Genomic DNA, 13484 nt, shown 5'->3' on the forward strand with positions numbered 1-13484 from the left:
GCAGAAGCATCTGCCGGTACAACGGCCGCTCCCTGTATCTTTCTTCCTCTTGCCGGAGGGAAGGGCAGGACTTCTACTGTTCCTTGACGAAATAAGCCACCACCGGCAGGTGATCGGAATAGCCGTCGAGCCACACGCCGCCGGCCGTAGTGCGCTTGGTGTTGCCCTTGTACTTGCCTGTTTCCTGGAAGAGATAGTCGCGGCGGAAGATCTGGCTCTTCCAGAACCTCAGCTCTGAGAAGTCTTTTCTGTTCTCTTTGTTCAGCAGGCCGGGGCTCATGAGAATCTGGTCGAAGAGATTCCACTTGCCCTGATACTGAAGGGTGCCGGTGCCTTCCTTTACAAGGACATTGTACCAGGGATTGTACATATCGTCCGGACCGACCTCGCTGATTTCCGCCTTTGCCGACAGACATTCACGTATGCTTTTGTTGGTAGGGTCGTCGTTCATGTCGCCCATCACAAGCACCTTCACCTTCGGGTCGTCACGGAGAAGGGAGTCTTTCAGGGCCTTCACCTGGCGGCCGCCCAGCTCACGGTAGTAGGAGTCTGCACCGCGGCTCGGCAGATGGCAGACGACAACCGTCACGTGTTCGCCGGCAAGCGTACCGCTGACGGTGAGGAAGCCGCGGGTCGCACGCATACTGTCCTTCGGAAGGTCGTAGACGTAAGGGACCAGCTTTGTATTTCGGACTGAAAAGAGCTTCGGATTATATATCAGGGCGCAGTCGATGCCACGGTGGTCAGGGCCTTCAATATGCACGTACTGATAGTTGCGTGCAGCCAGTTCGGGCTGGGCCGTAAGGTCGCGCATGACATGGTCGTTCTCCACTTCGGCCAGACCGATCAATGCACAGCCCACATCCGGAAGGACATCAGTCCCCATCTCGGACAGCACCGTCGCCATATTGTACAGCTTGTGCGTGTACTTCATCTCGTTCCAATGATAACTTCCCTCCGGTGTGAAATCATAGTCGTTCTTTCCCTTGTCATGCGTGCAGTCGAACAGATTCTCCTGGTTGTAGAACCCGACAGCATAGACTGAAAACTTCTTCTGTGCAGAAGCTGACGCACCGAAAAGAACGGTACAGAAAAGAACAAATAGTAACTTTCTCATTCTCGTTAAATATTGTTGTTTGCGATTAGTTCACCCGTGCATGATGCCGTACCTCGAAGCGGGCCGGCCGCAAGTCGCAGGCCGGAGCGGACGGCAGCGGATTCCCGCCGACAGACACAGTGCCCCATGCCCCGAAACCAGAATACGGTCACATTGGACTTGCAAATATCGGTAAATAATCTGAGATTTGAGCATAATTCCTGAAAATTTAATCAAAAAGCCTTTCTTTTTTAAAATTTATTTCGTTACTTTGCACACAAAGTATAACATTTTTTAAAGGAATCAACTATGCAGAAAAAGCTGAAACTTGCCGTTTTAGCCCTGTGCAGTTCGTCGATGGTGGCCGCTCAGAACACCGATACGGGCAAGCAGGAGCAGACGGCCAACGCCATGGATGAATCGGCATTCACCTTCACTGAAGCGCAGCTGGGGGAGAACAATGACATGAACGACAACGTCACGATTCTCAACTCGAACAGTAACGTATATGCTTCTCAGGTGGGTTTCCTGTACTCTCCCATGCGCTTCCGCTACCGTGCGCTGAACCAGAAGTACAACGACATCTATATCAACGGCGTACCGGTGAACGACATGGAGAGCGGACAGTTCCGCTACTCCATGGTGGGCGGCATCAACCAGCAGACACGCAACGTAGACTTTGCCCTGCCCTTCGAGAGCAACAACTTCTCCATGACGGGACTTGCAGGGAGCAACAACTATGACTTCCGCGCAGGCTCAATGGCCGCCGGACACCGCGTCACCCTTTCTGCAGCCAACCGCAACTATACCCTGCGCGGGATGTACAACTATGCCAGCGGATTCAATGCCAAGGGCTGGGCGATAGCGGCCAGCATCGCCTACCGCTGGGCAAACCGGGGCTACGTGGAAGGGACGTTCTACAACTCCCTATCCTACTATTTCGGTGTACAGAAGAAGTGGGACAACGGACATTCACTGGCCTTGTCGACATGGGGCAACCCTACCGAGCGCGCCTCGCAGGGAGCGAGTACGGACGAGGCTTACTGGCTTGCCAACGACTATCAGTACAATCCTTACTGGGGCTACCAGAACGGACACAAGCGCAACAGCCGCATCGTCAACGACTTCGCACCGTCCGCCGTCCTCACATGGGACTGGGACATCAGCAAGAAAACGAAACTGACAACAAGCCTCTTCGCCAAATACTCGATGTACAAGAGCACCAAGCTGAACTACAACAACAGCGAAAATCCGCAGCCGGACTACTGGAAGAACCTCCCGAGCAGCTTCTACGACGTATGGAACGAGGGCGATGCACGCTACAGGACGGCACAGGCATACGCCGACTGGAAGACAGCCGTCGCATGGTGGGGCAGCAAGGAGAACCGGCAGATTCAGTGGGACAGGCTCTATTATGCCAACCGTCAGGCTGCCGCCAACGGACAGGACGCCCTCTACTACGTGCAGGCAAAGCACAATGACAACATGACGGCAACCCTCTCGTCTACATTGACCAGCCACATCGGGAAGAACAAGGTGCTCAACATCGGACTGGCACTCGGCCAGAATCTTGCCCGCCACTACCAGACGATGGAAGACCTCCTGGGTGCAAAGAGTTTCCACAACGTAAACACATACGCCATCGGGACATACCCGGCCACTGACCCGCACATTCAGTACGACCTCAACACAATGGGCACTCTGGGCTTAGGCAAGCTCGTCTACGAGGGTGACAGATTCGGCTACGACTATAACATCAACGTACGCCGGGGGCAGCTGTGGACAGACTATGCCGAGACAGTCGGCAAACTGCATTATATGGTAGCAGGAAGAATCGGATACGACAACATGTACCGTGTCGGCCATATGCGCAACGGTATGTTCGCCGACAACTCCGACGGCAAGAGCAAGCACGCAGAGTTTCTCTCCGGCGGCCTGAAGACGAATGCCACACTGACACTCGGCGGCGGCAACGCCCTCTCGCTCGGTCTGGGCTATGAGCACCGTGCGCCGAACGCAGGCAATGCCTTTGCCTCCCCGGAAATGAACAACGACTTCGTGCTCAACCTCCGCAACGAGCGTATCTTCTCAAGTGAACTCAGCTACCAGTATTCCGGCAGCTGGCTGCACGCCAACGTCAGCGGCTATTACAACCACATGACCCACGTGGCCGAATGGCAGAACTTCTTCTTTGACGATGCCAACTCCTTCACCTACGTCAGCATGACAAACATGAAGAAGAACTACTACGGCGTTGAACTGGGACTCGACTTCAAGCTCACCAGCTACCTCAACTTCAAGGCACTCGGGACATGGAGCGAAGCTGAGAACGCCAACAATGCGGATGTCATCTACATGAACTCTACCAAGAGCACTTACAACAGGGACATCGTTTACAATAAAGGAATGCACGAGGCGAGCACGCCGCTGAGTGCCTACAGCGGCATCCTCAGTTTCCACAAGGCCGGATGGTTCATCGACCTGAGCGGCAATTACTACGACCGCATCTACCTCTCCTACGCACCGAGCCTGCGTTACGGAAGCACGCTACGGACAATGGGTACGGCACTGGGCGGCATGGATGCCGACGGCAATTACACCCCGTATGCACAGAGCGAAGGCAAAGGCGGCTTCATGCTCGACGCCTCTATCGGCAAGAGCCTTTACCTGCGCCATGGCAGTCTCTCCATCAACCTGATGATCACCAACCTGCTGAACAACCGGAAGATTGTCAGCGGCGGTTACGAGCAGAGCCGCAGCAGCTACACCGTCAACAAGACGACAGGCGAGGCGACTACACGTGCCTACGACTTCTACCGGAATCCGAAGAAATATTACGTCAACGGCATCAACGGGATGCTGAATATAGCATATAAATTCTAAGATGAAAGGACAAGAACGATTATGAAGAAACTGAAATATACAATGATGGCTGCTGTCTGCGCCCTCTTTGCTTCCTGCATGGGCGACAGCTATGCAGAGCCGGATGAGCATGCACCGGCACCGTACGGCAACAACGAACTGACCGAAACGAATGTCATTTCCATTGCCCAGCTGAAGAACAACTATGCAACCTATATTGCTACCGACTACCGCGATGGCAACAGCTATGCAAAAGTGACTGACGACATCAAGATAAAAGGCATCGTCACCAGTTCTGACGCCGGGGGAAACATCTACCAGGAACTGGCCCTGCAGGATGCAACAGGCGCAATCATCGTCGCTGCGGCCCAGGGCGGCCTGTACGGCCCGTTGCCGGTCGGCACAGAGATTCTTGTCAGCCTGAAAGACCTCTATGTGGGGAACTATGGCAAGCAGGCGGAAGTCGGCGTGCCGACAACCAACAAGAACGGTGCGACCTTCGTGGGACGCATGAGCCGTGCCACATGGGACCAGCACTACAAGATCCTCTCAACGGGCAACAAGGTTGAACCGACAGAGTTCGCCGTCGGCAGCAATGCCACCACATGGAGCCTCGATGCCGACGGCGGAAAGCTCGGTGTCATCCGCAACGTAAGTTTCAAGAGCAGCAACAATCCCAAGGTGACAGACACATTCGCCGATGCTGCCGGCGGTGCCGGCAGCGTAAGCTGGACATTGAACGAGCAGGACGGCAAGAAAGTCATCGTTTATAACAGCAACTTCGCCAAATTCGCCAACAGCAAGATACCGACAGGCAAGGTGGACATTACGGGTATCTTCAAACGTTTCAACAATCAGTGGGAAATCCTCATCCGCTCACTTGACGACATCAAATCAGCAGAGAAGGCAGATCCGTTCAAAGGACTCCCCGGCAAGGGTGACGGTACACAGGCTAACCCATTGGACATCAAACGGGCTCTGGCTTATGCGAAGCTGAACAAGAAGGATGCTACAACTTACTATATCAAGGGAATTGTCTCACAGGTTGACGAGGTGTCACTTCAGTATGGCAACGCACGCTACTACCTGTCCGACGACGGTACAACAGCTAATCAACTGATGGTATTCCGCGGCTTCTATCTGAATGGTGAAAAGTTCACAGACGCCTCACAGATCAGTACCGGAAAGAAGGTCGTCATTCTCGGCACCTTAGATTATTACGAGGCAACCTCTACACCACAGGTAGGAAAGGGCAGTAAGATTATCTCCATCAATTAACAAGACAAATAAAAGAACAGAAATATGAAGAAGATTATTTTTTCGATGATGGCACTGGCTATGACCGCCACAGCCCTCACTGGCTGCGAGGATGTTCCGGCACCTTACAGCATGAACTTTGACGACAGCAATGTCACCCCGACTCCCAAGCCTGCCGCTGAGCCGAAAGGCACCGGCACGGAGGCCGACCCGTTCAACGTCGCCGCCGCATTGAAATACATCGAGGCCGGCCAGAACCTCGACAAGCAGGTGTACGTTTCCGGGACAATCGCAAGTGTCAAGGAGATTGATGTAACGAACTACGGCAACGCCACCTATTACATCTCCGACGACGGTACGGCCAGCGGTCAGCTGACTGTTTACCGCGGTTACGACCTGGGGAACAAGAAATTCACGGCGGCCGACAGAATCAAGGCCGGCGACAAGGTCATTGTCTGTGGGAAGCTCGTCAACTTCAATGGGACAAAAGAGTTCACGCAAGGCAACTACATCTATTCCCTCAACGGCAACAAGGCTCCACAGACACCTGCGGCAGACCTGAACACAGAGGCTACGGCATGGACCGTGGCCGAAGCCGTGCAGAAGATACAGGCAGGACAGACTGCCGGTGGCGAGGCATACGTCAAAGGAATCATCTCTGATGTCAACTTCTACGATGCAACCCACAAGAGCCTTACCTACTACCTCTCTGACAACGGAACGGACAAGACACTCAAAGTCTACTCGGGGAAGGGGCTGAACGGTGCCGACTTCGCTTCGAAGGAAGACCTGAAAGCTGGTCAGACCGTCGTTGTCAAAGGAAACCTCAAGTCCTTTACCAACAAGCAGGGACAGGTTATCATGGAAATGGATCTGGGCAGCAAGATCGTCTCCATCAGCGGGACACCTTCCCCACAGCCTTCCACCGCAGTGCTTACGGCAAAGTTCGAGACTGGCATGGACAACTTCACAATCAAAGACATCAACCTCCCGTCCGAGCTCACTTACATCTGGAAGCATGATGCCTCCAAGAAATACATGAAGGCTTCTTCACATAAAGGCACTACTGACTATGCAGCACAGAGCCGTCTGGAATCACCTGTCTTCAGTCTCGCTGGCAAAACCTCGGCAACGCTCACATTCATGGTTGCTGCCAACTACTTCTCAAATGCGGCCAACAACTTTAAGGTACAGGTTTCTACCGACGGTACAACATGGAATGATGTCACCCTGTCAACCTATCCTGCCAAAGACTGGAAGTTCGTTTCCACAACCTGTGACCTCTCCGCATACGCCGGTCAGACTACAGTCCGCATCGGCTTCCTTTACACCTGCGATGGTACCCATGCCGCAGGCACATGGGAGATCAAGGACGTTGAAGTAAAGTAAAAACAGCTTGAAATATTTGGCAGGGTGCGGAATTATTCGTAATTTTGCACCCTGTTGAGTGTCTGTTCCTTGAATTGCATTCAAGCGAGAGACTTGCAGCAAGCACATTATTAACAAACAGATAAAAATTAAAATGAAACAAGGTATTCATCCCGAAGACTATCGCCCCGTCGTATTCAAGGATATGTCCAACGGCGATATGTTCCTTACAAAGTCTACATGCAAGACTTCAGAGACAGTAGAGTTTGAAGGCGAAACTTACCCATTGGTAAAAGTCGAAATCTCAAGCACCTCTCACCCGTTCTACACAGGAAAGAGCAAGCTTGTCGATACAGCAGGTCGCGTCGACCGCTTCATGAGCCGCTACGGTAAGCTGAAGAAGTAATCGGTCAATACCCCTTCGATAATCATACATAAAGTGCGGACAGACGTAGTTGCATATGCGTCTGTCCGCACTTCTGCATTCAACAGGACCCGTTTCATAACATCATCCGACAAAGAAAGAACAATGAACAGAACAAGGCTGATCACCGTCCTCTTTCCGCTACTTTCCTTTACCGCCTTTACCTCTTGCAGTAAGGACGAAGGCAGCCCCACGGACAAAGGAAGAAAAGAGGAGACTGCCAATAATACCAACGCCAACTTCAAAGACCCGCAGCGGGCGACACACCGGCTGGAATTTCCGAAACTGAAGGGCGGGAAGAGCGTCATCCTCACCCACAGACTGGACAACGGCGAGGTGAACTACAGCGTAGAATGGGATACAGAGAAGAAGTCGAACCGCTGGACCTGCTACCAGATATATGCCGGCAACGCAAGACAAGCCGTGAAAAGAAAGGACCAGAAGAGTCCCGACCTCTACCCTATGGATCCGCTCTTCCCTGCCGGTGCCTTCTTCCCCTACGATCCTTACCGGGGCTCCGGCTACGACCACGGGCACCTCTGTCCTTCGCAAGACAGGGTCAACAGCCGGAAATCCAACGACCAGACCTTCTATCTCAGCAATATGCAACCCCAGGTCCACGATTTCAACGCAGGCATCTGGGAAACAATGGAAAGAAAGATGAGAACTTATATCACTTTCTCCAACGGCTCAAAGGACACCCTCTTCATCTGCCGCGGCGGTACGATCGACAGGCAAGGACAGTTCACCTATATCAGAAACAATTTCATAGTACCTGCTTACTTCTTCTCTGCCGCCCTGATGAAATACAAGGTCAGAGGACAGGACGACTGGCAATACAAGGCCGTCGGATTCTGGTTCAGGCATGAGCGGAATCTCGGCACTACCCTCAGACCCTACGTCGTCAGTATCAAGGAACTCGAGGAGAAGACCGGCATCGACTTCTTCTGCAATCTGCCCGACAATATCGAACGGGATGTAGAGAACAAGACGGCAGAACAGATGATCAGAAGCTGGAACATACAATAGAAATGCTACCCTTCCACCCATCTGCCGCCGTCATCCGGCAGTATTCCCGGAAGAATGAAAGAGAACATTCAGCAGCAGCCAGAGGATTTAATTCTCCTGAACCCTGAACCGGGAGAAATCCGTCATGTGCAGGAGCTCTTCATACGAAGTCTTCGGATGCCATTTCATAAAGTCCTCCACGGCCTCTTCATACCGGCTGTGGTAAACACGCTTCGACATGATCTGATTGACGATCCACTGGATCTTTCCGATATGCAGGTCACGCTCCAGCTGCGGGCGCGACTCGAAACGCTGCAGGGGATAGATGCTCATGAGATAGAATGTCAGACAATCCGGGAGGATATACTCGCGCGACATCTGCTTGCGCTGTGACGGCGAATAATATTTTGCATACAAAGGATAACCGGGCCCGAGGTACTTGTCGAGAGAGATGCCGATTGTCCCGTTACCCACCACGATACTCTGGTCCAGGGCCGAAATCTGGGTATAGACCTTCGGCACCTCGATGGCAGGCAGCGACTGTTTCAGCCGGTTGAAGGCGGTGCTCAGCTGACGGTTCAGGTCGTCCGTATTGGCATATTCCGACTCGACCGCCGCAATCATCGACTGGAGCGTGGTGTCCTGATAGAATTTCAGGAACTTCGTATTGATGTCCGGGTCGGTGATTTCGCCGATTTTCACCACATCCTCTATCAGCGTCCTGGTCTCGATCGGATATTCCGTATTCATCTGCTGCAGGGCCGAGAAGTCTCCCGTGGTAAGATAACGGTATTCCAGACGGTCGTAGCGGTCCACCTCCAACAGCAGAGAATTGTCATTCTCATTGTCAGGGGACAGCTTGAACTGGCAGCCGGCACAGACGAACAGAACAAGTGACAATATGTAATAGAGATGCTTCACCGGTCTTTTTACAATATTTGAGCGTTGTTTGCAAAATTAATAAAAAGTATTTTCAAAAGCAAGCGTTTTGCTAAAAAAGTTAAATTTCAGCCGAAAATAAGCCCACCATCAGTCGGACAAGGCACTGAAGACTCTCCTCCCCTTCGCATAATACTGCCAGAGGACAGCATATTTCTTGCGGCCGTCCTGCGTGCAGTCCGCCATGCGTCCCGTGTTCTCCGGAGCCGCCGGGACCGCCGTTTCCGGCATCCGCTCAAACTCATGCCGCCACCGCCTGAAGGCACGGCGTGCAGAGAAGATTGCCTTGCAGTCGCCCCAGTTCCCGTTCATGACGAGTGTCTGGAAAGCAGCCAGATAGTCGAGGAACCAGCGCACCCGCATCACATGGCGCAGCTCTTCTTCGGGCAGGTTCTTCCACAACATCGTCAGGTTGTTGCGGAAGTTGAGGAAAGTCTTGCGCGGATTCGACTTCGGCAACGTCCCCCCTCCCACATGATAGACAAAGCTCTCCGGGAAGCAGAAGATACGTTTCCCCATCCGGTGCAGCCGCCAGCAGAGGTCTATCTCTTCATTGTGGGCAAAGAAGCGGCCGTCCAGTCCGCCCGCTTCCCAGTAGTCCCGGGCACGTATCATCATGCAGGCACCTGTCGCCCAGAGGATTTCCTCGTTGTTGTCATACTGTCCGTTGTCATCCTCCACCGTATCGAAGATGCGCCCGCGGCAGAAGGGGTAGCCGTAGCGGTCGAGGAATCCGCCCGACGCACCGGCATACTCAAAGGCATCCCGATCTGCCATGGAGAGCAGTTTCGGCTGGCAGGCGGCAATGTCCTCATGGGCATCCATCTCCTCAATCAGCGGCGTCAGCCAGTGATGCGTCACCTCCACGTCACTGTTCAGCAGCACATAATACTCGCTCTCCACCTGTCTGAGCGCACGGTTGTACCCCCCGGCGAAACCATAGTTACGGTCTAACCGGATAACCCGCAGACGGGGGTACAGCCTATGCAGCCACGCCACGGAATCGTCTGTCGAGGCATTGTCGGCAATGATGACTTCCGCCTCGCTGCGCGAGAACTCCAGCACGGAAGGAAGGTACCGTTCCATCATGGCACGGCCGTTCCAGTTCAGTATGACGATTGCTGTTTTCATAAGAGTTCTGCCTTTAATGAGCTTTGGTCGAAACTGAAGCCCCCCAGCCGCACACGGACAATCTGGTTGTCGTATGCTTCATCGGCCTGGGCCGGCGACAGTTCCACACGGATATAATTGTCCGTGAAGCCGTGCATGGCCTTGCCGCGCGGTGCCTTCTCAAAGAGCACGTCCGCCTCCTGCCCGATATGGGCGGCATAGAAGGCGTGCGTCTTCTCGTCGGAGAGTTTCAGAAGCCTGTGCGAACGGCGCTTCTTCTCACGGTCGTCCACCACGTAGGGAATGGAAAGTGCCGACGTACCGGGACGCTCGGAATAAGGGAAGACATGGAGCTGTGTCACCGGCAGGGATTCGAGGAAACTGTAACAGTCCTCGAAATACTCCGGACGCTCGCCCCGTGAGCCCACCATGACATCCACGCCGATGAAAGCATCGGGCATCATTTCCTTGATGAGCCGTATCTTGTGGGCGAAGAGTGCGGTGTCGTAACGGCGATGCATCAGTTTCAGCACCTCGTCAGAACCACTCTGGAGCGGAATGTGGAAGTGGGGCATAAACGCACGCGACTGTGCGCAGTACGCTATCAGTTCGTCATCAATCAGGTCGGGTTCGAGCGAACTGATGCGGTAACGCCGGATGCCCTCAACCCTGTCCAGAGCCTTGACAAGGTCGAGGAAACGCTCTCCGGTCGTCTCCCCGAAGTCGCCGATGTTCACGCCTGTCAGGACGATTTCCCTGCCGCCCTCATGCGCCGCCTCCTCCGCCTGGCTGACAAGCGAAGCGATTGTCGGATTGCGCGAGAAGCCGCGGGCATAAGGAATCGTACAATAGGTACAGAAGTAGCTGCAGCCGTCCTGCACCTTCAGAAAGTAGCGGGTGCGGTTGCCGCGGGAGCAGCTCGGCTGGAAACTCCTGATGTCCTTCGTCCTGACCGAGTGGTATTCCGCCGGGGAAGCACCGTGTTCTTTCCCGGCCTCCGGCCTGTTCCAGGCATCACTGAGATACTGTATGAGATCGGCCTTCTCATTGCTCCCCAGCACCAGGTCAACCCCCTCTATCCCGGCTACGGCGGCACTCTCCAACTGGGCATAGCAGCCTGTCACGATGACGAAGGCGCCGGGGTTCTGGCGCACCATCCGATGGATTACCTGACGGCACTTGTGGTCGGCGACCTCCGTAACCGAGCAGGTGTTGATCAGACAGATGTCTGCCTTCTCGCTTTTCTTCGCTTCCCGCACGCCCATATTATATAAGGTACGCGCGAAGGTACTTGTCTCCGAGAAATTGAGTTTGCACCCCAGTGTATAGAAACGGGCCGTCTTGCCCTGAAATGCTGCAGTATCTATCATAATCTGCAAAGTTACGGTAAAATGAAGACAAAACCAAAGAAAAGCCGCCGTTTGCGCATCCGAGGAGGAAGAAGACGGCACGGGAAACGGCTGTTCCGGCTTCCCGGAGAGAATGCTCCGATGGCATGAAAACGGAGAAAAGTGTACTGTGCAGGCACACATCAAGAACTTTAACATTTGTTTAAAGTCTATATTATACTGATTATCAGTATATTATACATTTGTTACAAAAGGGGATAAAAAAAGTACTTAAAAAATGATTGCCGAATAAAAAAAATACTTACCTTTGCAACGTTTTAACAAACAAATGATTGTTTTACAGATTTAAAAAGCAAAGAAAATGAAGAAATTAGTTTTAGCATTCGTAGCTGTAGCAGCTATCTCTTTCGCATCTTGTGGTAACAACTCTAAGCCGGCTCAGAACGCTGACTCTACTGCAGATTCAGTTCAGCAGGATTCTGACAGCCTGTCTCAGGACTCAGCTGCCGCTCCTATGGATAGCGCTGCTGCAGACTCTGTTGCCAAGTAAGCACAGAACGAACAGAAAAAGAGAGAAATTGGCCGCAGGACTTCCGTCCTGCGGTTTTCTCGTTTTAAGGGGGCTGAGGCCCGCTTCCTTGTCCGCACAGATCAGCCATCCGGGAGACAGGCAGACCAGGAGCGGAAAACAGACAAGCCCCGGATGATTTTCAGACAAGGCCTAATTGAGGGCCAGAAGGGCGTTACTTGCATGGCAAGTAACGCCCTTCTGCAATGCAACTAAGCACCTTTCCAAAGCAGTATCGTAATCCTTTGATTGTCAATAGGATTCAAACGGCATCAAAAGCCATGCTGACAGACAGAGGAGATGGCCATGATGGGTACAGACCGGAATGCCCACACGGAATAAAATCATAACAAATGGGTATTGTGCCGTTGACTGAATTCTGATAACTTTGCAGCTGAGTTTAAATTTAATAAACAGAATCAGCAACATGAGATTTAAAAATTTATTCCGGACATTCGCCGTCACGCTGCTGCTATCGGCGGGGACAGTCTCTGCCGCTGCGGCCGACTATGTGAAGGTGACTGACAAAGCGGGTGCGGCCACGACCTTTGCCCTCTCCGAGAAACCGACCGTCACCTTTACGGCCGACAAGCTCGTCCTGAAAGCCGGCAGCCAGACGGTGGAATATCCTTTGGCAGACATGGTAACCTTCGAGTTCGCCGACCAGCCCACCGGCATCAACACCGCCGGCGGTGAAGAGACCCATGCCATCTTTTCGTTCAGCAGTTCTTCCGTAAGAGGAGAAGGCCTGAAGCCGGGCAGCCGTGTGGAAGTCTACACCGTCAACGGACAGCTCGTAAGCAGCGCCCGTGTGAGCCAGAGCGGCTCCGTAGAGGCTCCTCTCAACGGACAGACCGGTGTGTTCATCGTAAAATCATCAAACAAGACATTTAAATTTATCAATAAATGAAGAAGTTCTTTACTTTAGCAATCGTATCGCTTTTGAGTACCGCAGCCGTACAGGCACAGAAGGTTGTCATCAACAAGGCTGACGGCACACAGGTGACATTCCAGGCAAGCGAAATCACAAACGTACAGTTCGTACCGGCATCCCTGACAGACAATTTCGTCGGGAGCTACAAGGGGGAAGACAAGATAAGTGTAGGTGGATTGTTCTCATATACTTCTTCTGAAGCCGTCACCTACAAGGTAACTGCCAACGAAGACGGTACCGTCAATCTGACTGTTCCGGAGGAAACTTTCAAAAAGACCATGATGGGCAACCTCACTTTGAGTTCTTACACCATCAGCAAGATTCCTTACGACGAGAGCAAGAAGGCTTTTATCAAGGCCTACAAGGACGACAACATCAAATTCCACTTTATCATCAAGGATGACAATGGAGCGGTGACCAGCGACAAGGAATATACATTTGACAGCAGAATCTGCAAGGTCACTATTACCAAAGGTGCTGACGGCAAACTGACAGTAAGCAACACCTACCAGATGGGGAAAATGCCTTTCCCGATCTCAGGCACATTCACCGGCACAAAGCAGTAATCG

12 protein-coding genes are annotated in these 13484 nt (G+C 52.8%); 8 read left to right on the top strand and 4 right to left on the bottom strand.

Annotated features, from left to right (window positions below):
- Nucleotides 1-73 precede the first annotated feature (73 nt).
- On the bottom strand, nt 74-1117 hold the full coding sequence (locus DYH27_RS09105; protein ID WP_025067720.1) for an endonuclease/exonuclease/phosphatase family protein: 1044 nt from the start codon (nt 1115-1117) through the stop codon (nt 74-76).
- A gap of 288 nt (nt 1118-1405) precedes the next feature.
- Here DYH27_RS09105 and DYH27_RS09110 point away from each other — a divergent pair, with 288 nt between their 5' ends.
- The 5 genes from DYH27_RS09110 to DYH27_RS09130 all read left to right on the top strand — a co-directional run bounded on the left by DYH27_RS09110 (nt 1406) and on the right by DYH27_RS09130 (nt 8036).
- Complete coding sequence (locus tag DYH27_RS09110) at nt 1406-3979, top strand: TonB-dependent receptor (protein WP_029216343.1); 2574 nt, start codon at nt 1406-1408, stop codon at nt 3977-3979.
- 21 nt (nt 3980-4000) lie between these two features.
- Complete coding sequence (locus tag DYH27_RS09115) at nt 4001-5236, top strand: DUF5689 domain-containing protein (RefSeq protein ID WP_029216344.1); 1236 nt, start codon at nt 4001-4003, stop codon at nt 5234-5236.
- A 24-nt stretch (nt 5237-5260) separates the two neighbouring features.
- The gene (locus DYH27_RS09120; protein WP_029216345.1) at nt 5261-6604 is read left to right on the top strand and encodes a choice-of-anchor J domain-containing protein; all 1344 of its coding nucleotides are present in this window, start codon (nt 5261-5263) and stop codon (nt 6602-6604) included.
- Nucleotides 6605-6737: 133 nt separating this feature from the next.
- On the top strand, nt 6738-6989 hold the full coding sequence (locus tag DYH27_RS09125) for a type B 50S ribosomal protein L31 (RefSeq protein WP_004353122.1): 252 nt from the start codon (nt 6738-6740) through the stop codon (nt 6987-6989).
- A 123-nt stretch (nt 6990-7112) separates the two neighbouring features.
- Nucleotides 7113-8036 (top strand): DNA/RNA non-specific endonuclease, encoded by a 924-nt coding sequence (locus DYH27_RS09130; RefSeq protein WP_025067721.1) that lies wholly within the window; start codon nt 7113-7115, stop codon nt 8034-8036.
- Between the two features lie 87 nt (nt 8037-8123).
- Here DYH27_RS09130 and DYH27_RS09135 read toward each other — a convergent pair whose 3' ends face one another.
- From DYH27_RS09135 to mtaB, 3 genes are all read right to left on the bottom strand, one after another.
- Entirely contained in the window at nt 8124-8936 is an 813-nt protein-coding gene (locus tag DYH27_RS09135; protein ID WP_013671699.1) for a gliding motility protein GldB-related protein, read from the bottom strand.
- Between the two features lie 108 nt (nt 8937-9044).
- A complete protein-coding gene (locus DYH27_RS09140; protein ID WP_025067723.1) occupies nt 9045-10085 on the bottom strand; it encodes a glycosyltransferase family 2 protein in 1041 nt (346 codons plus the stop codon).
- On the bottom strand, nt 10082-11434 hold the full coding sequence (gene mtaB / locus DYH27_RS09145; RefSeq protein WP_025067724.1) for a tRNA (N(6)-L-threonylcarbamoyladenosine(37)-C(2))-methylthiotransferase MtaB: 1353 nt from the start codon (nt 11432-11434) through the stop codon (nt 10082-10084). The genes DYH27_RS09140 and mtaB overlap by 4 nt, the downstream gene beginning before the upstream one ends.
- Nucleotides 11435-11774: 340 nt before the next feature.
- Between mtaB and DYH27_RS09150 the strand changes: the two genes are divergently transcribed.
- The 3 genes from DYH27_RS09150 to DYH27_RS09160 all read left to right on the top strand — a co-directional run bounded on the left by DYH27_RS09150 (nt 11775) and on the right by DYH27_RS09160 (nt 13481).
- Nucleotides 11775-11963 carry a PG1828 family lipoprotein gene (locus DYH27_RS09150; RefSeq protein WP_025067725.1) on the top strand — a complete coding sequence of 63 codons (189 nt, stop codon included), beginning with the start codon at nt 11775-11777 and terminating at the stop codon, nt 11961-11963.
- A 445-nt stretch (nt 11964-12408) separates the two neighbouring features.
- Entirely contained in the window at nt 12409-12891 is a 483-nt protein-coding gene (locus tag DYH27_RS09155; RefSeq protein WP_013671702.1) for a hypothetical protein, read from the top strand.
- Entirely contained in the window at nt 12888-13481 is a 594-nt protein-coding gene (locus DYH27_RS09160) for a calycin-like domain-containing protein (protein WP_025067726.1), read from the top strand. Before DYH27_RS09155 ends, DYH27_RS09160 begins: the two co-directional genes overlap by 4 nt.
- Nucleotides 13482-13484 lie beyond the last annotated feature (3 nt).

This window comes from Prevotella denticola (genome assembly GCF_900454835.1).
GTDB lineage: Bacteria > Bacteroidota > Bacteroidia > Bacteroidales > Bacteroidaceae > Prevotella > Prevotella denticola.